The 21,988-nt window shown below is 62.3% G+C and carries 28 protein-coding genes and 1 tRNA gene; 25 read left to right on the plus strand and 4 right to left on the minus strand.

Translation table 11 applies throughout. From position 1 onward, the window contains the following. The first annotated feature begins 149 nt into the window (after positions 1 to 149). The 3 genes from ACLSSQ_RS03105 to ACLSSQ_RS03115 all read left to right on the plus strand — a co-directional run bounded on the left by ACLSSQ_RS03105 (position 150) and on the right by ACLSSQ_RS03115 (position 2,484). Entirely contained in the window at positions 150 to 833 is a 684-nt protein-coding gene (locus tag ACLSSQ_RS03105; protein WP_014235386.1) for a response regulator transcription factor, read from the plus strand. After that, positions 799 to 2,334 carry a sensor histidine kinase gene (locus tag ACLSSQ_RS03110; RefSeq protein ID WP_014235385.1) on the plus strand — a complete coding sequence of 512 codons (1,536 nt, stop codon included), beginning with the start codon at positions 799 to 801 and terminating at the stop codon, positions 2,332 to 2,334. Before ACLSSQ_RS03105 ends, ACLSSQ_RS03110 begins: the two co-directional genes overlap by 35 nt. A 74-nt stretch (positions 2,335 to 2,408) precedes the next feature. Further along, positions 2,409 to 2,484: transfer RNA gene (locus ACLSSQ_RS03115), tRNA-Phe, on the plus strand. A gap of 263 nt (positions 2,485 to 2,747) precedes the next feature. Here ACLSSQ_RS03115 and ACLSSQ_RS03120 read toward each other — a convergent pair. Both ACLSSQ_RS03120 and ACLSSQ_RS03125 read right to left on the minus strand, forming a co-directional pair. Further along, complete coding sequence (locus ACLSSQ_RS03120; RefSeq protein WP_416243758.1) at positions 2,748 to 3,698, minus strand: hypothetical protein; 951 nt, start codon at positions 3,696 to 3,698, stop codon at positions 2,748 to 2,750. A gap of 3 nt (positions 3,699 to 3,701) precedes the next feature. Then, the gene (locus ACLSSQ_RS03125; protein WP_416243759.1) at positions 3,702 to 4,937 is read right to left on the minus strand and encodes a hypothetical protein; all 1,236 of its coding nucleotides are present in this window, start codon (positions 4,935 to 4,937) and stop codon (positions 3,702 to 3,704) included. A gap of 244 nt (positions 4,938 to 5,181) precedes the next feature. Here ACLSSQ_RS03125 and ACLSSQ_RS03130 point away from each other — a divergent pair, with 244 nt between their 5' ends. The 22 genes from ACLSSQ_RS03130 to ACLSSQ_RS03235 all read left to right on the plus strand — a co-directional run bounded on the left by ACLSSQ_RS03130 (position 5,182) and on the right by ACLSSQ_RS03235 (position 21,352). Next, on the plus strand, positions 5,182 to 5,511 hold the full coding sequence (locus tag ACLSSQ_RS03130) for a helix-turn-helix domain-containing protein (protein ID WP_286743880.1): 330 nt from the start codon (positions 5,182 to 5,184) through the stop codon (positions 5,509 to 5,511). Positions 5,512 to 5,524: 13 nt separating this feature from the next. Beyond that, a complete protein-coding gene (locus ACLSSQ_RS03135; RefSeq protein ID WP_024958080.1) occupies positions 5,525 to 6,454 on the plus strand; it encodes an ImmA/IrrE family metallo-endopeptidase in 930 nt (309 codons plus the stop codon). Between the two features lie 17 nt (positions 6,455 to 6,471). Beyond that, positions 6,472 to 7,323 carry an OST-HTH/LOTUS domain-containing protein gene (locus ACLSSQ_RS03140; RefSeq protein WP_416243760.1) on the plus strand — a complete coding sequence of 284 codons (852 nt, stop codon included), beginning with the start codon at positions 6,472 to 6,474 and terminating at the stop codon, positions 7,321 to 7,323. 89 nt (positions 7,324 to 7,412) lie between these two features. Further along, positions 7,413 to 7,628 carry a hypothetical protein gene (locus ACLSSQ_RS03145; protein WP_416243761.1) on the plus strand — a complete coding sequence of 72 codons (216 nt, stop codon included), beginning with the start codon at positions 7,413 to 7,415 and terminating at the stop codon, positions 7,626 to 7,628. After that, positions 7,625 to 8,098 (plus strand): DUF2924 domain-containing protein, encoded by a 474-nt coding sequence (locus ACLSSQ_RS03150; protein ID WP_416243762.1) that lies wholly within the window; start codon positions 7,625 to 7,627, stop codon positions 8,096 to 8,098. The genes ACLSSQ_RS03145 and ACLSSQ_RS03150 overlap by 4 nt, the downstream gene beginning before the upstream one ends. Further along, a complete protein-coding gene (locus ACLSSQ_RS03155; protein WP_198848034.1) occupies positions 8,095 to 9,507 on the plus strand; it encodes a recombinase family protein in 1,413 nt (470 codons plus the stop codon). The genes ACLSSQ_RS03150 and ACLSSQ_RS03155 overlap by 4 nt, the downstream gene beginning before the upstream one ends. Next, entirely contained in the window at positions 9,504 to 9,968 is a 465-nt protein-coding gene (locus ACLSSQ_RS03160) for a hypothetical protein (RefSeq protein ID WP_024541971.1), read from the plus strand. Before ACLSSQ_RS03155 ends, ACLSSQ_RS03160 begins: the two co-directional genes overlap by 4 nt. Before the next feature lie 174 nt (positions 9,969 to 10,142). Next, positions 10,143 to 10,406: a helix-turn-helix transcriptional regulator gene (locus ACLSSQ_RS03165; RefSeq protein ID WP_020200569.1), complete on the plus strand. Its 264-nt coding sequence runs from the start codon at positions 10,143 to 10,145 to the stop codon at positions 10,404 to 10,406. An 11-nt stretch (positions 10,407 to 10,417) separates the two neighbouring features. Then, complete coding sequence (locus ACLSSQ_RS03170; protein ID WP_020200568.1) at positions 10,418 to 10,894, plus strand: hypothetical protein; 477 nt, start codon at positions 10,418 to 10,420, stop codon at positions 10,892 to 10,894. Positions 10,895 to 10,899: 5 nt separating this feature from the next. After that, entirely contained in the window at positions 10,900 to 11,181 is a 282-nt protein-coding gene (locus ACLSSQ_RS03175) for a hypothetical protein (protein ID WP_198848035.1), read from the plus strand. A 2-nt stretch (positions 11,182 to 11,183) separates the two neighbouring features. Beyond that, the gene (locus tag ACLSSQ_RS03180) at positions 11,184 to 11,942 is read left to right on the plus strand and encodes a Bro-N domain-containing protein (RefSeq protein ID WP_198848036.1); all 759 of its coding nucleotides are present in this window, start codon (positions 11,184 to 11,186) and stop codon (positions 11,940 to 11,942) included. After that, entirely contained in the window at positions 11,942 to 12,802 is an 861-nt protein-coding gene (locus tag ACLSSQ_RS03185; RefSeq protein ID WP_198848037.1) for an ATP-binding protein, read from the plus strand. Before ACLSSQ_RS03180 ends, ACLSSQ_RS03185 begins: the two co-directional genes overlap by 1 nt. 5 nt (positions 12,803 to 12,807) lie before the next feature. Continuing rightward, positions 12,808 to 13,437 (plus strand): hypothetical protein, encoded by a 630-nt coding sequence (locus tag ACLSSQ_RS03190; RefSeq protein ID WP_020200564.1) that lies wholly within the window; start codon positions 12,808 to 12,810, stop codon positions 13,435 to 13,437. A gap of 9 nt (positions 13,438 to 13,446) precedes the next feature. After that, positions 13,447 to 13,935 (plus strand): DUF6511 domain-containing protein, encoded by a 489-nt coding sequence (locus ACLSSQ_RS03195; protein ID WP_062794260.1) that lies wholly within the window; start codon positions 13,447 to 13,449, stop codon positions 13,933 to 13,935. Beyond that, the gene (locus ACLSSQ_RS03200; RefSeq protein WP_198848039.1) at positions 13,932 to 14,669 is read left to right on the plus strand and encodes a hypothetical protein; all 738 of its coding nucleotides are present in this window, start codon (positions 13,932 to 13,934) and stop codon (positions 14,667 to 14,669) included. The genes ACLSSQ_RS03195 and ACLSSQ_RS03200 overlap by 4 nt, the downstream gene beginning before the upstream one ends. Next, positions 14,666 to 14,893 (plus strand): helix-turn-helix domain-containing protein, encoded by a 228-nt coding sequence (locus ACLSSQ_RS03205; protein WP_020200561.1) that lies wholly within the window; start codon positions 14,666 to 14,668, stop codon positions 14,891 to 14,893. The genes ACLSSQ_RS03200 and ACLSSQ_RS03205 overlap by 4 nt, the downstream gene beginning before the upstream one ends. Continuing rightward, positions 14,886 to 17,177, plus strand: a complete 2,292-nt coding sequence (locus ACLSSQ_RS03210; protein WP_062794258.1) for a phage/plasmid primase, P4 family — start codon at positions 14,886 to 14,888, stop codon at positions 17,175 to 17,177. Before ACLSSQ_RS03205 ends, ACLSSQ_RS03210 begins: the two co-directional genes overlap by 8 nt. A 125-nt stretch (positions 17,178 to 17,302) precedes the next feature. Continuing rightward, positions 17,303 to 17,767 carry a crossover junction endodeoxyribonuclease RuvC gene (locus tag ACLSSQ_RS03215; protein ID WP_198848040.1) on the plus strand — a complete coding sequence of 155 codons (465 nt, stop codon included), beginning with the start codon at positions 17,303 to 17,305 and terminating at the stop codon, positions 17,765 to 17,767. Between the two features lies 1 nt (position 17,768). After that, positions 17,769 to 17,972, plus strand: coding sequence for a hypothetical protein (locus ACLSSQ_RS03220; RefSeq protein ID WP_088861524.1), 204 nt, complete (start codon positions 17,769 to 17,771; stop codon positions 17,970 to 17,972). Continuing rightward, on the plus strand, positions 17,965 to 18,351 hold the full coding sequence (locus tag ACLSSQ_RS03225; protein ID WP_088862016.1) for a DUF6362 family protein: 387 nt from the start codon (positions 17,965 to 17,967) through the stop codon (positions 18,349 to 18,351). Before ACLSSQ_RS03220 ends, ACLSSQ_RS03225 begins: the two co-directional genes overlap by 8 nt. A gap of 329 nt (positions 18,352 to 18,680) precedes the next feature. Next, entirely contained in the window at positions 18,681 to 20,114 is a 1,434-nt protein-coding gene (locus ACLSSQ_RS03230; RefSeq protein ID WP_416243763.1) for a site-specific DNA-methyltransferase, read from the plus strand. Beyond that, entirely contained in the window at positions 20,111 to 21,352 is a 1,242-nt protein-coding gene (locus tag ACLSSQ_RS03235) for a site-specific DNA-methyltransferase (RefSeq protein ID WP_416243764.1), read from the plus strand. The genes ACLSSQ_RS03230 and ACLSSQ_RS03235 overlap by 4 nt, the downstream gene beginning before the upstream one ends. Here ACLSSQ_RS03235 and ACLSSQ_RS03240 read toward each other — a convergent pair. Beyond that, positions 21,312 to 21,536, minus strand: a complete 225-nt coding sequence (locus ACLSSQ_RS03240; RefSeq protein WP_416243765.1) for a hypothetical protein — start codon at positions 21,534 to 21,536, stop codon at positions 21,312 to 21,314. The two genes, ACLSSQ_RS03235 and ACLSSQ_RS03240, sit on opposite strands and share 41 nt — an antisense overlap. Then, entirely contained in the window at positions 21,536 to 21,898 is a 363-nt protein-coding gene (locus tag ACLSSQ_RS03245; protein WP_416243766.1) for a hypothetical protein, read from the minus strand. Before ACLSSQ_RS03245 ends, ACLSSQ_RS03240 begins: the two co-directional genes overlap by 1 nt. Between the last annotated feature and the right edge of the window lie 90 nt (positions 21,899 to 21,988).

The raw sequence follows: 21,988 nt of genomic DNA on the forward strand, positions 1-21,988 counted from the left end.
AGATGGCAGGGGACGATTCGGTGCAGGAATCGAACCGCCCCCCGAGTCCCGCCGAAGCGAGACTCCTAAGACCATAAAAGGAGAACAGCGGCGCCAGATTAAGGGCGCGGGCTTACATAAAACTTACGCGGATCAGGCTCTTATCCTCCATGCGCATACTCCTGGCTGAAGACGACAAAATCATCGCGGACGGGCTTTCCCGTTCCCTGCGGCAGGGCGGCTACGCCGTCGACTGCGCCTATACGGGTCTGGAGGCCGACACGGCCCTGATGACCAATTCCTACGACCTGCTAATCCTCGACCTGGGCCTGCCCAAGCTGCCCGGGCTTGAGGTGCTGAAGCGTCTGCGGGCCCGCAATGTGCAGCTGCCGGTGCTGATCCTCACCGCTCTCGACGGCACCGGCGACCGGGTCAAGGGCCTGGACCTGGGGGCCGACGATTACATGGCCAAGCCCTTCGAACTGGCCGAACTGGAGGCCCGGGTGCGGGCCCTCACCCGGCGTTCCTCCGGCACCGCCCCGGTCATCACCTGCGGTGCCCTGACCTACGACCAGGCCGGCCGGGTGGCCCAGCTGGACGGCCAGAACCTGGACCTCTCGGCCCGGGAACTGGGGCTGCTGGAAATCCTGCTCTCCCGGGTCGGCCGCCTGGTCTCCAAGGACCAGCTGGTGGACCACCTGTGCGGCTGGGGCGAGGAGGTGAGCCACAACGCCATCGAGGTGTACATCCACCGCCTGCGCAAGAAGCTGGAATCCGGCGGGGTGCGCATCGCCACCGTGCGCGGACTCGGTTACTGCCTTGAAAAGCCGCAAGAACCCGGCGCCGGCCGCTAAGGAGGGGGGCGACGCCCAGCGCTCCCTGTTCGGGGAAATCCTGGACTGGATGCTGGCGCCCCTGCTCTTTGTCTGGCCCATCAGCATCGCCATCACCCACTACTTCGCCAACATCGTCGCCGGCTATCCCTACGACCAGGCCCTGCGGGAGAACGTGAACGCCATCGCCCGGCAGATCCGCTACAGCGACAGCAAGCCGGTGATCAACCTTTCCGGCTCGGCCCGGGCCGTGCTGCGGGCCGACGAGGTGGACAGCGTCTACTTCCATGTCGTCACCCGGGAAGGCACGCGCCTGGCCGGCGACAAGGAGTTGCCGGTGGCCCCCGAGCTGGTGCGGCCCCGGGACGACACCGGCGAGATCAGCTTCCGCGATGGCGAATTCAACGGCCAGGACCTGCGCATCGCCTACCAGTTCCTCGCCGATCCCAACCGGCCCGACGACCGCTGGCTGGTGGTGGAAGTGGGCGAGACCCTGGAAAAGCGCTCCCAGCTGGCCAACAAGATCATCGCCAGCGTCATCCTGCCCCAGTTCGTCATCATTCCCCTGGCGGTGATCCTGGTCTGGTTCGGCCTCTCCCAGGGGCTGAAACCCCTGACCAAGCTGCGCAGCCGCATCGAGGCCCGCCGTCCCGGCGATCTCTCGCCCATCAACACGCGCAAGGTGCCGGAAGAACTGCAGCCCCTGATCGAGGCCTTCAACGGCATGCTGGAGCGCATGGAGCGCAACATGGAGGCCCAGACCCGCTTCATCGCCGACGCCGCCCACCAGATGCGCACCCCCCTCACCGGCCTCAAGACCCAGGCCCAGCTGGCCATGCGGGAGAACGACCCGGAGCGCCTGCTGTACGCCCTGCGGCAGATGGCCGGGGCGGTGGACCGGGCCTCCCACCTGGTGAACCAGCTGCTCACCCTGGCCCGGGCCGAGGCCGGCAGCGGCGCCGCCAGCCAGCCCCTGGCGCCCATGAATCTGGACAAGCTGCTGCGGGAGATCGTCGAGGACTGGGTCATGCGGGCCCTGGAGAACTACATCGACATGGGCTACGAGCCTGCCGACGGCGCCACCGAGATCGAGGGCAACTCCTTCCTGCTGCGGGAGATGATCAACAACCTCATCGACAACGCCCTGCGCTACACCCCCGTGGGCGGCCAGGTCACCTGCCGGGTGGTGCGCCGGCGCAGCGAGGGCGGCGAATCGGAAGTGGTGCTGGAGATCGAGGACAGCGGCATCGGCATCACCGAGGAGCAGTCCGAACTGGTCTTCGAGCGCTTCTACCGGGTGGACGATGCGGGCACCGAAGGCTCCGGCCTGGGCCTGCCCATCGTCCGCGAGATCGCCGAGCTGCATCACGCCCAGGCCAGCCTGCGGCCCAATCCCAAGGGCCAGGGCAGCATCGCCCGGGTGGTTTTCCCCGCCTACCAGGAGCCCCGTCCCGAACTGGCCGAAGATGCGCCCCTGGCTTCCGCCTGGAACCGCTCCCTGCCGCCGCCGGGGTCGGTGTGAGGGCGTTGCGAAATAAATGTCACAAAGTCTTTGACAGGTCGGTAGGTCGTGGCTACAATGCGGCCTTCGTTTTTGGCCAGTTAGCTCAGTTGGTAGAGCAGCGGATTGAAAATCCGCGTGTCCGTGGTTCGATTCCGCGACTGGCCACCAAGATTCAGCGCCCAACTGTTCTCAGTTGGGCGTTTTCATTTGTGCTTCCCGCATGACACGCGGGGTTCCCGCACATTCTGCGTGTGCGACCAGGCTCCTGTGGCCTGGCAGGAACATCCCCGGTTGCCCTCCGTTCCGCCCTCTCTTCTCTCGAAATCGGCGCTAACTTCTTCGCCATGGCACACGCACATGGCCTTTTGCGACCATCACTTGCGCGCGTGCCATTGCCATTCGTTGTCGGGTGGGCTTGGAGCAGCAATCCATCACGCCAACACAGCCGCCGCGCAAGGCATGGAGTACAAGCCTGCGCGTTGCTGCGTGACGACGAGTGCTCCGTAGGCTGCCAGCCTCGCCTCGTGCTCCGGCTTGCCCTTGTCCTTCGACTTGATCTTGAACAGGTCAATTGGCTTGTCGCTCTTCTGGCCGGCACGCTGCATGACCCTTTCGCCGTCCACCTCGACCCCCTTGAACGACCACAGCGACTCGAACACTTTGGCCTGACCATCGGTGAACCGGATCGGCGTTGCCTGCACGTCCGGCAGCGTCGCCCACTTGAAGTCCGCCGAGAATGGCCCGTTCACAGGTGCGGCCGGATCGGCCACTACTGGCGCTACAGACGGTACCGAAGGGATGAAGGCGATCCCGCCGCCATAGAACGTGAATCGTTCTTCCAGCGCCAGCCACTCCACTCCTGAGCCGAAGGGCGATCCACGAGTCGTGCGCGGCCTGGGAGTGATGACTCGGATGTTGCTACCCGCCACCCGAATACGATCCAGCAAGGTCGGCTCATGCAGCACTCTCGTCAGATCTCGGGCCAGCACGACCGGAGATCTGCGGGTGTTACCGAGCCGCCAAGCACCATCGCCCAAGTCATCTACGTCGTCGCGACTCTCGATGTCGAGCGCGAGGCGCATTTTCTGCCGCAGCCAGTCTTCATCCAGGGCTAATGCCGCACCGTCGATTACCTCGACGGGCACCTGGCCACACTCCGGGCACCGGCAGGTCCGGCCGCCCCGTCCATCGCCCCAGACCTGCGCCCGATGCTGCTGACAGTGGGGACAGAGCACAAAAAACTGATCCACCACTGTTGGCCTGACGGCTTTGCCGAGCATAGACAAAGCAGATACCTCGCGTGGCGAGAGCGTGGCCCGCAGCACCGGCGTGCCGCCTGCGAACAGTCGGCAAACCAGGGCCCAGGCATCGTGCGTCGTCATTGGTCAGTCCTCGAAAGCGGATGAAGAACTGACTGGGTCGGTCTCCGGCGGCAACTCCTGGGCGCTGAGGGTCTGGCCCTTCTGCAAGATGCCCACCGCAACCAAGTAGCCTTCCAGCTGCGCCTGCAGCTTGGCGTCGAACTTGTGCAGGTTCAGCCGCCCTTTGCTGGTCACTTCGATGGTGACCACCTTGGGGCGAGTCCTGCCCGGCTCGGGCGGGTAATAGAGATTGACCTGTGCCGCTGTCACCGCCCACTGACCCTCCAGCGGGCCCGGCAGCTTCTCCTTCAGCAAATCGTGCACCGAGCGTTGCTGGCTGGATTGCATCGCCGTGCATTCGATCTTCAGCGCCGTGTCAGGGCTGAGCAGGGTGAGTGCCTTCAACTGAACCATCGAGAAGCCGTCCTCGAACGCATCCGGCACATCGAACCCGGTGCGCAGCATCGACAGATCCAGAGTCGGCGACTTGATCTTGTGAGCGCTTGCTTTCACGCCCAGCACATGCTCCGAGAAGGCCTCGACCAGCATTTGCTGATACTTTGCGCCGCCGCGCACCAGCGTGCGCACCACACCGGTGGACTTGGCGTACTCCAGCACCATGTGAATGTTGGGGTTGCCGACCCGGCGCTTCAGGGTCGCTCCCTCAAACTCCAGGCGCAGCATCGCCATGTCCTTGACATGGACCGACAACAGGAACACCCCCGGACTGCGCTCGACCAAGTGCGCCACGCTGCCGTCTCCGCATTGCAGTTCGCGCTTGTAGAAGGCCGAGATGGCGTGACGCAACGCGGTCAGATTGGCATCCGAACCGTTCGGTTGGCGTTTCAGGCCAAGATCGTATTGCTGTGTCTGTTGCCCATGCTGTTCCCAAAAGCTGAAGTCATAGGCACGCTCGAAAAGTGCCGGGTGGTGGACGTAGAGCCAGAAGGAACGGTGGATGTCGCTTGCACACAGCGCCAAACCCGCAAGCGCAGCACCATCGGCCACGGCCGCCTCAAACATCGCCTGCTTGCCTGCCGCATCGCCCAACTGAACGCTGGCCATGAGATTGGCCGTCATCCGGTCGCGGGCAGCAATGTCGGGCCAGACTTTGACCGCGTCGACCAGAAACTGGCTGGTCTCCGGTGTGTCATCCCAGGCAAAGCCATCGGGCACAGGCAGGCTGTGGGTGGTCAGGAAGTCGCGCAGCGTGGCGTCCACCGGCAGCTCGAGCATCACGTCGACAAAGGTCTTCTTCATCTTGATCGTCCTTTCTGGATCGGCGTCGAAGGTCTGCGACCGATGTACGGACTGCACTGGCCAGCGACTGGGTTACTGAACACGCACCTCGCACAAGTAAAGTAGCGAGATACAAGCGCGATTCTGAACCTCAGATTTCCGCTTGTCAATCAAAGCGGCACATCTAGACCTTATTTGTATCTCGCGGCTATACTAGCGGTCTTGTTTTTGTTAACTGACTGTTTTCCCCTACAGGAGCATCGCTATGGCTTCAGCGTTCGGAGCACGCCTGCGACGCTTACGCGAGGCAAAGAAATTGACCTTGCAACAGGTCGCCGACGCGGTCGGCTGTACCAAGGCGTATATATGGGAACTGGAGATGAAGGACGGCCAGCGTCCCTCCGCTGAACGGATTCAGGCCATCGCTAAGGCGTTAGGCGTGACCATGGCGGACGTGATGGGCGAACCTATCAAAGAGGCGCCAAACGCTAGTCCGGAGGACGTGGCCTTCTTCCGAGAATATGTTGGGATGACGGACGAGGAGAAGGATCGTTACCGTCAGGCACTCAAAATCATGTTCCCCGATAAGAACTAAGGCGGTCTGACAATTGAGCTCATCCCAGCCCCTAACCGGTTCCATCGCGGCCAGCACCGTCTTGAGATGGTTGCGGGCGTGGCACGCCGACGGCATGCCGGATGCCGTGGATCTGGAGGTCGTCCGGCAAATGCTTCCAGAGACGCCTTACGGCAAAGGGGTGCGCGAGATCAAGGCCCCGATGGTGCTGGACATCAATAGCTGCGAAGGCATGTTGGTGCGCAACCCACAGGACACCGCAGAGTGGGGCATCTTCTATAACGGCAAGGCAAACCCCGAACGCCAGCGTTTCACCATCGCTCACGAACTGGGCCACTTCATCCTTCACCGCGATCAGCGGCAAAGTTTCAACTGCGACAAGGAAAGCGTGTACTCCGGCGCTGACACTATCCGTGTCATCGAACGTGAGGCGGACGACTTTGCCAGCAACCTGCTGATGCCTGGCGACTTGCTGCGCGAGTGGATCTCGAACCAGCGCATCGACTTGCATGTCCTGAGCGCCCTTGCCAAACGGTTCCAGGTATCGTTCGAGGCGCTGTGCATCCGGTTCATCAAATTCACCACGCAGCGGGCAATCCTTGTCTATTGGGACAACGGTTTCGTGAAGTACGAATGGCGCAGCAGCAGCGCGGTCAAGACGCGCGCCCGCATTCGGCGCACTGACGATCCGCAGGAACCATTACCCGGCACCCTGGCTGCTGATTCCACCGTTGAGCAGGAGTGGGATGGCACGGAGATGTCTGCCGCGATCTGGTGCCCGGAGGAGGCACCTCACATGAAGTTGCGCGAGTTCAAGCACAGCTACACCACAGGAGATCGCGTCCTGACCCTTCTGCTACTGGAAAGTGCTGAACCACGGTCATGGGATCGGTCTTGGCAAGACGGCGAGAGCTTTGACAGCTTCGATCAGTTCGTCTCGAACGGGCAATTGCCAGTACGGTGAGTCCCTCGATGACAGGCTTGCCGATCCAACCCATAGATGAAGAACTGCAGACCTTGCAACGCGAGGTGCAACGAATGCTGGGCCGTTGTCTCTTGCGTCTGCAGCAGTACGAACAATTGATGAAGGCCATCGTGGCCCACCACGAAATCTCCGCGTCAGGATCACCCCTCGAATCGAACCAGGCGGAGCGCGTTGCGGATGCCGCAAACAAAACTCTGGGTACGTTGGTTGGCACGCTGCTCGGAACGTATGTCACCAGCGGCGACCAAGACGATGTCGCCGAACCAGAGGCGCCCGACAACATCATCTCGTTCAAGATGAAGATGAGCTTGCGGATGTCTGCCGAGGATTTCGATACGACGCAAAACGATCTGAAGGAACTGGTTCTGCTGCGGAACAACCTGGTGCACCACTTTATCGACCAGCACGACCTTTGGAGTCTGGACGGATGCCGTGGTGCGCAAGAGTCCTTGGTGGCGGCCTACAGTCGCGTCGACCAACACTTTGAGCAACTGCGAGGCTGGGCGGAGCACATGGATCAGGCCCGTCGTCTGGCGGCGGAGTTTGCCCAGTCCGATGCCTTCCGCGATCTGGTGATCAACGGCATAGCGCCGGATGGCTCGGTGGATTGGCCCGCAGCCGGAATTGTTCGCACATTGCGTGAAGCGGCAGATCAGTTGGCTGTCGACGAGTGGACGCCGGTCGCCACTGCTGGACGATGGATTGCAGAAAGGTATCCTGATCAACTGCCGGCCAAGTATGGGTGCAGCAGTTGGCGGCAGGTCGTGCACGAATCCCGCCTTTTCGAGCTTCGGTATCGGGAAGTGAATGGCCAGCGCGCGGCTTGGTATAGGCCCAAAGAGACATAGCGCAAAACCCGCGCACTCACGCTAAATCACGTTACGCGAAGTGCCCTTGGTTTCTAGCATGAGCAGCGTTTTCCATCGGAACGCTTGCCATGACAGAAATCGAACCTATCTCCATTTGCACATCACCTGACCGGCCACGGCACGGGCATCAAGAAATCGCTGATCTGTTAGCTGCCGCGCTGCTGCGCCTTCGTGCCCGCCAATCGCGCGACATCCCCAAAAACAGCGAGCAGGTTTGCCTTGGCTTCCCCGGCCAACAGCGCGTGAATGCGAACCCCGATCACAACAAGGGAGTTCGCCCATGACAGCACACGCAACCTCACCAACGCCCGCCTCAGTCGCCGCCCGCGTCGCGGCTATTCCCCATCTTTCGATGGATGATCTTTGGGCTCTCTGGGACGACCATTTCGATGAACGGCCGAATCATCACCATCGGGTCTGGCTGGAAAGTCGCCTGGCCTACCGGATGCAAGAGCGCGCGTTTGGCGGTTTGAAACCGTCACTGCGCAAGAAGCTCGAGGAGGTTGGCGAAACCGGCATCTTGCCCAAGCAACTGCGCGGCGATAGCCAACACCTACTGCCCGGTACCGTCCTGACACGCATCTACGACGACATTGAACATCGTGTGCTGGTGCGCGGATCGAATGATTTCGAGTACCAGGGGCAACGCTTCAAGAGCCTGTCCGCTGTAGCCAAACGCATCACAGGCAGCCATTGGTCAGGCCCGGTGTTCTTTGGTTTGAAGGGACCTGCTTCGAAGAAGGGGGCAGCATGAGCTCAGTGCGCCGAAACCAGATTCCCGCAGTCACGCCAAAGAAGCGCTGCGCCGTCTACACACGCAAGTCCACTGACGAAGGCCTCGACCAGGAATACAACAGCCTCGAGGCACAGCGTGATGCGGGCTTGGCCTTCATTGCAAGCCAACGACATGAAGGCTGGATTGCCGTCGACGACGGATACGACGACGGCGGATACTCTGGCGGAAACATGGAACGGCCCGGGTTGCGCCGACTGATGATCGATATCGAGGCGGGGAAGATCGATACCGTGGTCGTCTACAAAATCGACCGCCTCACGCGCAGCCTGCCGGACTTCGCAAAGCTGGTCGAGGTTTTCGACCGCAACGGCGTCTCCTTTGTCGCGGTCACGCAGCAGTTCAACACCACCACATCGATGGGGCGATTGACGCTCAACATCCTTTTGTCATTCGCGCAGTTCGAACGCGAAGTCACCGGCGAACGCATCCGCGATAAGATCGCCGCCAGCAAGGCCAAAGGCATGTGGATGGGCGGAGTCCCGCCCCTCGGATACGACGTGGTCGAACGCAAGCTCGTTATCAATGACCGTGAAGCTGCGCTGGTACGTGACATCTTCCGCCGCTACGCCGAGCATGGCTCGGCTGCGCGACTCGTCCGCGAACTGGATATCGAAGGGCATACCACCAAGGCATGGGTCACCCAGTCCGGCCGGGAGCGATTGGGGCGCAGCATCGATCAGCAGTACCTCTTTACCTTGCTGCGTAACCGCATTTACCTCGGTGAAATCTGCAATCACGAGACGTGGTACTCGGCCCAGCACGACCCCATCATTTCTCAAGAATTATGGGACGCGGCACACGCCTTCATTGAGAGGCGAAAGCAGGCTCCGCGCGAACACCGAGCCAAGCATCCGGCACTGCTGGCGGGACTTCTGTTTGCACCGGATGGCCAACGCATGTTGCACTCCTTTGTCAAAAAGAAAAATGGTCGGCAGTACCGCTACTACGTGCCTTACCTGCACAAGCGGCGCAACGCCGGTGCCAGCCTGGCTCCGCATACGCCGGACGTGGGCCACCTGCCAGCCGCCGAGATCGAAGATGCCGTGTTGGCGCAAATCCATGCTGCGCTCTCATCGCCGCAAATGCTGATCGCAGTGTGGAGATCCTGCCAGCAGCATCCGGCGGGGGCGACGCTGGACGAGGCACAGGTGGTGGTCGCCATGCAGCGCATCGGTGACGTGTGGTCGCAACTGTTCCCTGCCGAGCAGCAACGGATCACACGGCTGTTGATCGAACGCGTGCAACTACACGGGCACGGCCTGGATATCGTTTGGCGAGAGGACGGTTGGATCGGATTCGGTGCGGACATCAGCACGCATCCCTTGATCGAAGAGTCCCAAGAGCGTGTCGAGGAGGCTTTGGCATGAATGCCACGACCCACCAGCGCCAGCGCGCCGTCCGCATCGAGATTGGAGCCGAGGCGCGCAGTTATGTCAGCGAGGGGCAGCGGGTTACCTTGGTGCCCCTGACGATCAAGCGCCGCCAGAACCGGAAGCTGCTGATACCGCCAGCCCCCGAGATCGCGGACCGAATCGGTGGCTTCGATGTGCCGATGATCAAAACGCTGGGCAAGGCCTTCTACTGGAAGCGCTTGATCGACGATGGCACCTACTCCACGACAACGGACTTGGCGCACGCCTTCAAAGTGGAACCGGGCTGGGCTGCCGAGGTCCTGCGCATGACCATGTTGGCCCCCGATATCGTGGAGGCGATATTCGAAGGACGTCAGCCACGCCACCTGAATCTGCACACCTTGCGTGGCCGCCAAGAGCAACTGCCGCGCGATTGGGCTGCGCAGCGTCGATTGCTCGGTTTCTCCGACGCCTGATCTGCTTCCAGATACATCCGATGACGGCGAGCCATGTGCTCGCCGTTTGCTTTTCTGCACTGGGCCATTGGCGAACCTGGAGTTCCGTCGTGGTTCGCCATTGCGTCCCTTAAAGGTTCGCCACCCGAAGTTTGGAATGACACCTGTTACTCAACAACGTCACAGGAGCATTCCATGCAGACACCAACCAGCGGTATCCCCCGGTCGCCACAGCAGGCGATCAACACCATGTCACCCGGTGATCGCCGCGTGCTCAACGAAAACGAGCTCGCGCAACGCTGGGGCGTTAGCCCCAAGACTTTGCAGCGCTGGCGCAGTGAGGGTCGCGGTCCACGCTACCTGAAGCTGTCCAAGCGTGTCGGCTACCCGGTCGACGCGATCCTCGAGTTTGAGCGCGAAGCGCTACACGACTCGACATCCGAACGCGCGGCGGTTTGAGGAGAGATGCGATGAATGACATCACCATCTTCCCTGCCGACATCGCCGAGATGTCGGTCAGCCAACTGGCCGCATTGCCGCCCGCGCAGAAACACGAGATCGACAAGAACCTCGATGCAGCCATCGACTGGCTGAAGAAGGCGCGCACCAAGTTCGATGCGGCACTGGATCAGTGCTACGGCGAGCAGGCACGGACCGCGCTGCGCGAATCCGGCCGTGACTTCGGCACCGCACACATCAGCGATGGCCCGCTGCACCTGAAGTTCGAGCTGCCCAAGAAGGTCAGCTGGGATCAGAAGCAACTGGCTGAGATCGCTGAACGCATCGTCGCCTCAGGCGAGAAGGTCGAGGGTTACCTCGACATCAAGTTGTCCGTCTCCGAATCCCGCTTCACGAACTGGCCGCCTGCTTTGCAACAGCAGTTCGCCGCCGCTCGCACCGTGGATTCCGGCAAGCCGTCTTTCACCCTTTCCATCGATTCGGAGTAATGACCATGAGCACCAATCTCATCGCCTCGCTGCGTCAACAGCTGCCGTCCATCTACGGCGAACACCTCCCTGACGAAATCCGGTATCGCCGCGCGGACGGTCAGGACGTCGTAGTCCCGCTTGATGTCGCCACTGTGGATGAGCTGGCTTTTGCCATCCAGACAGCCAACGCGGAATCGCTGGCGCTCGGCCGCCGCCGCACCGCGCTGGAAGAACTCCACACCGAGGTGCGCAAACGTGCCGCGCGTGGAGTCGACCGTATCGCCGACGTGTCGTGGGAGGGCTGATCATGAGCGCGATCATTCCCTTCCAGTTCGAAGCGCACGCCGTGCGCGTCCAGGTCGATGAACTCGGTCTGCCGTGGTTCAACGCCACCGATGTCTGCGACGCCCTGGAGATGGGCAATCCGTCTCAGGCGATCAAGTCCCACGTCGATGCCGAGGATCTCCAGAAATTGGAGACCCTTACGGCGGGTGGCCGTCAACGCCAAAACCACGTCAACGAGTCGGGGCTTTACGCCCTGATCCTCGGTAGCACCAAGGATGCTGCCAAGCGCTTCAAGCGCTGGATCACCGGTGAAGTGCTGCCTGCAATCCGCAAGACAGGCGCGTATTCCGCCGCCACCACGATGGCTGCCTTGCCCGCGCCGACCCAAGATCGCGTCACCGCCATCTTGCTGATCGGCGAAGCGGTCGCCAAGGTACCGGGCGTCAAGACCGGCATTGCAATGGCTGCCACGTTGACCTGCATTCAGGAAAACACCGGCCTGACCACGGAAGTGCTGCGCCGCGCTTTGCCTGCCGCCAACGAGCCGATCTGCTCGCTCAACGCCACACAGCTCGGCAAATTGCTGAGTCGCTCAGCCAAGGCCACGAACCAGTTGCTGGCATCCGGCGGCCTTCAGTTCCGCAACGACCGGGACGAGTGGGAACTGACCGAGGCCGGTGAAGCATGGGCCGAAGCCATGCCGTACTCGCGCAACGGCCACAGCGGCTACCAGGTCCTCTGGAATCCGGCGGTTGCGGAACAACTGAAGGAGGTGGCGTGATGTCCCTCCCGATCATTTCCGCGCAGCAGCGCTTGGCCGAGCGCAAGGGTGTGAAGTTGCTGATGCTGGGCAAATCCGGCATCGGCAAGACCACCCGGCTCAAAGACCTCGACCCTGCCACCACCTTGTTCCTCGATATCGAGGCGGGTGATCTCGCCGTGGCCGACTGGCCGGGCGACACCATCCGCCCGGCCTCGTGGCCGGAAAGCCGCGACTTTTTCGTGTTCCTCGCAGGCCCGGACAAGTCACTGCCGCCGGAGAGCGCGTTCTCGCAGGCGCATTACGACCACGTCATCGAGAAATTTGGCAGCCCGACGCAGCTCGACCGCTACCAGACCTTCTTTCTCGACTCGATCACGCAGTTGTCCCGGCAGTGCTTCGCATGGTGCAAGACGCAACCCGGTGCCACCAGTGACCGCTCCGGCAAACCGGATCTGCGCGCGGCCTATGGCCTGCTCGGCCAGGAAATGATCGGCGCACTGACCCACTTGCAGCACGCCCGGGGCAAGAACGTGGTGTTCGTCGCCATCCTCGACGAGCGCCTCGATGACTACAACCGCAAGGTGTTCGTGCCACAGATCGAAGGCAGCAAGACCAGTCTGGAGCTGCCCGGCATTGTCGATGAGGTCGTGACACTGGCCGAGATCAAGGCCGAGGACGGCAGTACCTACCGCGCCTTCGTCACGCACACCGTCAATCCCTACGGTTTCCCGGCCAAAGACCGCAGCGGTCGCCTCGACCTGCTGGAGCCGCCGCATCTCGGCGCACTGATCGCCAAGTGCGCAGGCCAGTCGCCATTGCCCATGCCCGGCAGCACCGGCACCCCCACTACAGCAAACACCACCGAATCCAAGGAGTAATCGCCATGTCGTCCAACTATTTTGATTTCCAAGATGCCGATCCCCAACAGTCGGGCTTTGACCTGATCCCCAAGGGCGCTGTCGTGCCAGTGCGCATGACCATCAAGCCAGGTGGCTATGACGATCCGGGACAAGGCTGGGGCGGCGGCTACGCCACCGAGTCCTTCGAAACCGGCTCTGTCTACCTCGCCGCCGAGTTTGTCGTCACGGCGGGCGACCATGCCAAGCGCAAGATGTGGAGCAACATCGGCCTGCACTCCAAGAAGGGGCCGACCTGGGGTCAGATGGGGCGCAGCTTTATCCGCGCCGCGCTCAACAGCGCCCGCAACGTCCATCCCCAGGACAACAGCCCGCAGGCCGCCGCCGCGCGCCGCATCCAGGGTTTTCATGAACTGGATGGCCTGGAGTTTCTGGCGCGCGTGGACATTGAGAAGGATGGCAAGGGCCAAGACCGGAACGTGGTCAAGATCGCGGTCGAGCCTGATCACCCCGACTACGCAAAACTGATGGGCGTGCCGCCCAAGGCTCCGGGCAGTGGACATTCCGGCGCTCCGGCGCAGGCGGCTGCGCCTGCGTATCAGGCACCGGCTCCACAACGCGCACCGGTGACCGGCAAGCCGTCGTGGGCACAGTGAGGGAGGCCGATGAAATGCTGGGTCTGCAAACGACAGGCCCGGGGATTCGGCCACACCGACAACCGTCACGGTGTCGGCCATCCCCGGCGCTATCCCATCGACTGGGTGTTCTGCTCACAACGCTGCCAAAACGCGTTTCATGCGCTGTACGGCAACTGGCTGCGGGTCAAGGAAGGTCGCGTCGACAGTACGGGGGTCGCCATGATCGATCCATCTGATGTCGAACTGGCCGCGATGAAGAAGTGCCTCAAGGCCTTCGGCGAGGCTGCGGGCGAGATTGGATTCACCAAGCCGCTGGGCGACTACTCCGAAGCCGAGGCGCTGCAAGTGATCGACGCCATCGTCACTTGCTACACCGAGGCAATGGTCGCGCACCACGAGGCGAGCAAGTACCCACCGGTACGCGGCATGACGCCTGCGCCCGACCCTCTGGCCAACCCGTTCGCGGATCTGGAGGACGACCTGCCCTGGGAAGAGCCGAAGGGGAAGAAGCCATGATCGACTTCAACTCCTCATCGAGCATCTCGGGTCAGGTCACCACCCTGGTGGACACGGGCCTGCAACAGGCTCGCGCCCGCCAGTCCGAGCGCCAGTACCTCGGGGCCTCACGTCTCGGCGTGGCCTGCGAGCGAGCGCTGCAGTTCGAGTACGCCAAGGCACCCATCGACCACGGGCGTGACACCCCGGGCCGAATGCTGCGGATCTTCGAACGCGGTCACGTCATGGAGGACTGCATGGTCGCGTGGCTCCGGGACGCGGGCTTCGACCTGCGCACCCGCAAGGCCGACGGCGAGCAGTTCGGTTTCTCGGTGGCCAACGGTCGCCTGCAGGGCCACATCGACGGCGTCATCGTCGGCGGCCCCGATGGCTTCGCCTATCCCGCGCTCTGGGAATGTAAGTGTCTCGGCAACAAGTCCTGGAGCGATCTGGACAAGAAGGGCCTGACTCTCTCCAAGCCCGTCTACGCCGCGCAAGTGGCGATCTACCAAGCCTATCTCGAACTGCACGAGCACCCGGCGATCTTCACGGCACTCAACGCCGACACGATGGAGATCTACACCGAGCTCGTGCCCTTTGACGCAGCACTGGCCCAACGCATGTCTGATCGGGCGGTCAAGGTCATCACGGCGACCGAGGCGGGAGAGCTCCTGCCGCGCGCCTTCCATGACTCGACCCACTTTGAATGCCGGATGTGCGCGTGGCAAGACCGCTGCTGGAGGACGCAAGCATGAATACCTCGAATTTGAATCACGTACTGGGCGAGCAGCTGATCGACGTGCGCCAGGCTGCACTGATGTTCAATCTGCCGTCGTATTGGCTCTCTCAAGCCAAGGAGCGAAAGGAGCGTCGCATTCCGCATTACCGCGTCGGCAAACTGGTTCGCTTCAAACCCAACGAGCTGGAAGCCTGGATCGCTGCGCAGCAGACGTCACACGAGGGTGGTGCCGATGCTTGATTTCAATGACACATCACCACCGGGAGAAACGGGCCGGCGCAACGTCAATGACAGCGAGCGGGACGAGATTCGCACTGAACTGATCGCACGGATGGAATCAGTCCTGACCACGATGTTCCCGGCAGGAAAGAAGCGTCGTGGCAAGTTTTTGATCGGGGACATCCTGGGCAGCCCGGGCGACAGCCTCGAGGTGGTACTCGAAGGCGACAAGGCTGGTCTCTGGACGGATCGTGCTACGGGCGATGGCGGTGACATCTTTGCCTTGATCGCCGCCTACCTCGGGGCCAACGTCCACACCGACTTTCCCCGGGTGCTCGACGAGGCAGCTGATCTGCTCGGTCGTTCGCGATCAGTGCCGGTACGCCGCGCCAAGAAGGAAGCTCCGGTTGATGATCTCGGCCCGGCCACGGCCAAGTGGGACTACTTCGATGCCACCGGCAAACTGATTGCGGTCGTGTACCGCTACGACCCACCCGGGCGCAAGAAGGAGTTCCGGCCGTGGGATGCCAAGCGGCGCAAGATGACTCCGCCCGATCCGCGCCCGCTGTACAACCAGCCGGGGCTGGCTGCCGCTGGTCACGTTGTGCTGGTCGAGGGCGAGAAGTGTGCGCAGGCCCTGATCGCCATCGGCGTGGTGGCAACCACGGCCATGCATGGCGCAAACGCTCCCGTCGATAAGACCGACTGGTCGCCGCTGGCGGGCAAATCCGTGCTGATCTGGCCTGACCGGGACGCGCCAGGCTGGGATTACGCTGACCGTGCATCGCAAGCAATCCTGAACGCGGGTGCGACCACGGTCGCCATCCTGGTACCACCCGATGACAAGCCGGAAGGATGGGATGCGGCTGACGCCATTCCGGACGGCTTCGATGTGAGGGGCTTCCTCGCCGTCGGCGAGCGGATGCCGGTGATGCGGTCGGTCGAGGAGACGCCACCACCGGATCTGCTGACCGGTGTCGACTGGACTACGGAGGACGGCTTGTCCTCGGCCTTCACACGCCGCTATGGCGAGGACTGGCGCTACTGCGCGCTTTGGGGCAAATGGCTGGTCTGGACCGGCGTGCGCTGGAATCCGGATCAGGTGCTCTATGTGTCTCATCTGGCGCGCGGTATCTGCCGGATGGCGTCACTCAAGGCGGACAGCCCTCGGCTCACAGGCAAGCTGGCCAGCTCCGCCACGATCTCGTCCGTCGAGAAAATCGCACGCTCCGATCCCAAGCACGCGTCCACCGCCGAGGAATGGGATGCCGACGTCTGGGCACTCAACACACCAGGCGGTGTGGTTGATCTGCGCACGGGCCGCATGCGACCGCACCGGCGCGATGATCGGATGACCAAGGTGACCACGGCCACACCGCAGGGCGACAGTCCGACGTGGCGCGCATTCCTGGCCGACGTCACAGGCGGTGACGCTGAACTGATTGCCTACCTGCAACTGATGGTTGGCTACTGCCTGACGGGCGTGACCAGCGAGCACGCGCTGTTCTTCCTGTACGGGACCGGCGCGAACGGCAAGTCGGTGTTCGTCAACGTCCTGACCACCATCTTGGGCGACTACGCGGCCAACGCGCCGATGGACACGTTCATGGAGGCGCGCACCGACCGACATCCGACCGATCTGGCGGGCCTGCGCGGCGCACGCTTTGTGTCATCCATCGAAACCGAACAGGGTCGGCGTTGGAACGAATCCAAGGTTAAGGCCATCACCGGTGGCGACAAGGTTTCCGCACGCTTCATGCGCCAGGACTTCTTCGAGTACGTGCCGCAGTTCAAGTTGGTGATCGCAGGCAACCACAAGCCATCGATCCGCAACGTGGATGAGGCGATGAAGCGGCGGCTGCACCTGATCCCGTTCACGGTGACGATCCCGCCCGAGCGGCGTGACGGCAGGCTGACGGAAAAGCTGCTCAAGGAACGGGACGGCATTCTGGCGTGGGCGGTCGAGGGCTGCAGCCTTTGGCAACGCCAAGGACTGAAGCCTCCCGCCAGTGTGGTGTCGGCGACTGAGGAGTATTTCGAGGCCGAGGACGCGCTCGGGCAGTGGATCGAAGAGCGTTGCCTGCTGGCCAAGACCCACCGTGAAGGCGTTTCCGAATTGTTCGCCGACTGGCGTGAATGGGCTGAGCGCGCGGGTGAGTACGTGGGCTCGGTCAAGCGCTTCTCCGAACTGATGGCGGCCCGCAAGTTCGAGAAGTGTCGGCTGACCGGGGGCGCACGTGGGATCACGGGCATAGCCCTCAGGCCCAAGCCGTATAGCCATGGCTACCCCTACCGAGATGACTGAGCAATCCGGGCGAGTGACGGATTTGACGGGTTTCCTGATTGACGCGCTACGCGTGCGCGTACGTAAAGGCTGTTTCCCAAAGAACCCGTCGCATCCGTCACTCGCCCCCGAACTGGAGCACGACGATGAACACGACAATCTTGGCCCTTGATCTGGGCACACACACCGGGTGGGCTTTGCAGCACCTGGACGGCACTATCACCAGCGGCACGGAGCACTTCAAGCCGCAGCGATTTGAAGGGGGCGGCATGCGTTTCCTCCGTTTCAAGCGCTGGCTCAACGAATTGTTCTCGGCCAGCAACCACATCAACGCGGTGTTCTTCGAGGAGGTTCGACGGCACGCTGGCGTTGATGCGGCGCACGCCTACGGTGGCTTCATGGGACACCTGACCGCGTGGTGTGAGCATCACAACATCCCTTACCAGGGTGTTCCAGTCGGCACGATCAAGAAGCACGCGACCGGCAAGGGCAATGCGGGCAAGGACGACATGATCGCGTCCGTCCGCCTGCGTGGTCACACCCCAGTCGACGACAACGAAGCCGACGCCCTAGCCTTGCTGCACTGGGCTGTCGAGACGCAGGAGGTGTGACATGAAGGTGCCGACACCCCAATACCGCTCCCCCCTCGGTCGTCTGCAACCTCAGGCCACGGATCTGGATGCGATCAAGGAACGTGGCTGGCGTGACCAACACATCCTGGTGGTCAACGCATCCGACGAACGTCTGGACTTCATCGAGCGCGAGATCGTGCGACGCATCGGTGACCGGCTCTACGGAGGGCGACGCAATGACTAAGTGGACTATCGAGGACGTTGCTGCTCGGTTTGAAGAGGCCGCAAGCACTAGTCGACGGTTGCCTCCTGTTCGAGTGCAGGGTTACTTCAACTGCTGGCCCGCCATTGTCCGAAGCGAATGGGAGACATTTGCAGCAGACGAGAGGGTGTACCGATCCTTTCCGCCGAGTCCAGAGGCAATTGAACGAATGCTGGAGGTTATGCGCTGGGTGCAGTGGCTCACCATCGAGCAACGTCATCTCGTATGGATGCGCGCGAAGCGCTATGGCTGGCGGGACATCACGATCCGCTTTGCCTGCGACCGCACGACGGCATGGCGGCATTGGCAGCGGGCATTGCAGACGGTCGCAGATCAACTTAATGGTGTGGTGGTTGCGTAGGGTTTTGGCGTGATTTGGCGCGTATGGTCGGGGATGTGCGCCATCACGAGGCAATCAGCGGTTTTTGCCCCTGCAACAAAACGACCTGATCTTGCGTAGTATTCATCTATCTTCTGGACAGAGGTGACGGCAGAGGAAGCAGCCCAGAAATCAACGGGTCCTTCCTGGCCAAAAACCAATGCGGGGGGCGCGAGCGCGGCGCTTTTTTAGCGTCAGGGTGCGAACCAAGGTTCGCAAGGTTCGCAGTTCGCACCCCGTCAGTTCGCACCAACCCCAAAACCCGCCCACGGTTTGTCGTCGGCGGGTTTTCTTTTTTCAGGACACCCTCTTTGAATACGCTCAACGTCGAGTACCGCAAGGTCGAGGCGCTGATTCCCTACGCCCGCAATCCGCGCACACATTCCGATGCGCAGATCACCAAGATCGCCGCCAGCATCGTCGAATATGGCTGGACGAACCCGATACTGGTTGATGGCGACAACGGCATCATCGCGGGCCACGGTCGTTTGGCTGCTGCACGCAAGCTGGGGCTGGATCAGGTGCCGGTGATCGAACTGGCCCATCTCACCACCGCGCAAAAGCGCGCCTTGGTCATCGCCGACAACCGGCTGGCGCTTGACGCTGGCTGGGATGAGGAGGTGTTGGCGCTCGAACTGGCGGAGCTTTCCGAAGCGGGTTTCGAACTGGCGCTGACCGGCTTCGAGAACATCGAGATCGATGCGCTGCTGGCAGATGCCACGCCCACCGAAGCAGAACCTGCGGCGCAGGATGGTCTAGACGCCGATGAACCCGATACGACCGAAGACGTACCTGACACGCCAGTGGTGGCGGTGTCGCGCGAGGGAGATGTCTGGGCCATCGGCTCGCACCGCTTGATCTGTGGCGACGCCACCGACCCAGCCGTGGTCGCCACGCTGATGCAGGGTGAAACCGCGCAGCTTTGCTTCACCTCGCCGCCGTATGGCAACCAGCGCGACTACACCTCCGGCGGCATTGCCGATTGGGATGTCCTGATGCGCGGTGTGTTCGCACATCTGCCGATGGCGGGCGACGGACAGGTGCTGGTCAATCTTGGGCTGATCCACCGCGACAACGAAGTCATCCCCTATTGGGACGGCTGGCTGTCCTGGATGCGTCAGCAAGGGTGGCGGCGCTTCGCGTGGTACGTCTGGGATCAGGGGCCAGGCATGCCCGGCGACTGGCAGGGCAGATTGGCTCCCAGCTTCGAGTTTGTTTTCCACTTCAATCGCAGCACCCGCAAACCCAACAAGATTGTTCCTTGCAAGCACGCAGGCCAGGAATCGCACCTGCGCGCTGACGGGTCGTCCACGGCGATGCGCGGTAAGGATGGCGAGGTCGGAGGCTGGACGCACAAGGGTCAGCCGACGCAGGACACCCGAATCCCCGACTCGGTGATTCGCGTGATGCGCCACAAAGGCAAGATCGGGCAGGACATTGATCACCCGGCTGTGTTCCCGGTCGCATTGCCTGAGTTTGCCATCGAGGCTTACACCGATTCGGGTGACGTCGTGTTCGAGCCCTTCGGTGGCAGTGGCACGACGATGCTGGCCGCGCAACGCACTGGTCGTATCTGCCGCAGCGTGGAAATTGCGCCGGAGTACGTGGACGTGGCCATCAAGCGCTTTCAGCAAAACCACCCCGGCGTTCCGGTCACGCTTATCGCAGGCTGTGGAATCAAATCGGGCCAGTCCTTCGACGACGTGGCCACAGAACGGCTGGCGCCCACGGAGGTAGAACAATGAGCGCGTCCTGGTTGGCAGACAAGATCGAGCAGTGGCCTACAGCCAAACTGCTGCCCTATGCCCGCAATGCGCGGACGCACTCGGATGATCAGGTGGCGCAGATCGCCGCATCGATTGCCGAGTTTGGCTTCACCAATCCGATCCTTGCAGGCAGTGACGGCATCATCGTCGCTGGGCATGGACGCTTGGCCGCTGCGCAGAAACTTGGGCTTGAGATCGTGCCCGTGGTCGTACTGGATCACCTGAGCCCGACCCAGCGCCGCGCCTTGGTCATCGCAGACAACCGCATCGCGGAGAACGCGGGCTGGGATGACGCAATGTTGCGGATCGAGCTGGAGGCCTTGCAGCTGGAAGGTTTCGATCTGGACATCACCGGCTTCGACGCCGACGCGCTGGCCGAACTGATCGCGGGTGATGAGCCGGACAACGAGGGCCAGACCGACGAGGACGCGGTGCCCGAGGTCAGCGAGACACCCATCTCGCACCCGGGCGATGTCTGGATCATGGGACAGCACCGACTGCTGTGCGGCGACTCGACCGTGGCCGAGAGCTACGACCGACTGATGCAGGGCGACGTGGCAGACATGGTCTTCACCGACCCGCCGTACAACGTGAACTACGCCAACAGCGCCAAGGACAAGATGCGCGGCAAGGATCGCGCGATCCTCAACGACAACTTGGGCGATGGCTTCTACGACTTCCTGTTGGCAGCATTGACGCCCACCGTGGCGAACTGCCGGGGCGGCATCTATGTGGCGATGTCATCCAGCGAGCTGGATGTGCTGCAGGCCGCCTTTCGTGCCGCCGGTGGCAAGTGGTCGACGTTCATCATCTGGGCCAAGAACACCTTCACGCTGGGCCGTGCCGACTACCAGCGCCAGTACGAACCGATCTTGTACGGATGGCCCGAGGGTGCGCAACGCCACTGGTGTGGTGACCGCGATCAGGGCGATGTGTGGGCGATCAAGAAGCCGCAGAAGAACGATCTGCATCCGACGATGAAGCCGGTGGAGCTGGTCGAGCGAGCCATCCGCAATTCGAGCCGCCCGGGTAACGTGGTACTCGATCCGTTCGGTGGTTCCGGCACAACGTTGATTGCGGCCGAAAAGTCAGGTCGCGTCGCGCGGCTGATCGAACTCGACCCGAAGTACGTGGATGTGATCGTGCGCCGGTGGGAGGACTTCACCGGCCAGCCGGCTATCCGCGAGGCAGCAGACCAGGAAGTGTGCGCCAGTTGAATGGCTGGCCGGGCTGCTTTGCCTCTTCTTCCTCGGCGATGCGCCGCAGGATTTGCAGGGTAGTGAGATCGCGCGGCAGTGCCATGCACATGACGCGCACGGCCTGCTCGATGGAGACGTCTGGACGCCGGTTGGCAATCAGCCAACGCAGCGCCTGCTCCCGTTCGGTGGCGGGCGTTTTCATCAGGCAGCCATCTCTTCGCAGATTTCGCAGTGGATCACAAAGCCTGTCAGGTAAGGCAGGCCGCGCGGGATGCCGTACTGCTTGCTGGTCTGGCGGCCAATCATCCAGCCCATCCAACGCTGGGTGGCGGCCTTGATCGCATCCTGCAAGGCTTGGCCTTGGTACAAGCTGTTCTGGACGTCGTCGGCAAAGTGGCGTCCGTGGCGACTGTCGAGGAAGGTCCGCACCGATTCGAGGGGCTGGTGAGTGGCGTCCGAAATGGCGTTCATGGCCAGGGGCCATGCGGCGCTGGCGTGTTCGTTCATCGTGCCCCAAAAACCCCAGGCTTCGTTCTGGGCGGTGGGGATCTGGTTGGTGGTCATGGTGTCTTCTCCGGGTTGGTCGTTGCGACACCTGTAGTAACGCGCTGTTCGATTGAGAAGCCAAGCTGTTCCTGGCTTCTTTCTCGATCA

The organism is Azospira sp. APE16 (assembly GCF_047901315.1).
GTDB classification, from domain to species: Bacteria; Pseudomonadota; Gammaproteobacteria; order Burkholderiales; family Rhodocyclaceae; genus Azospira; species Azospira oryzae.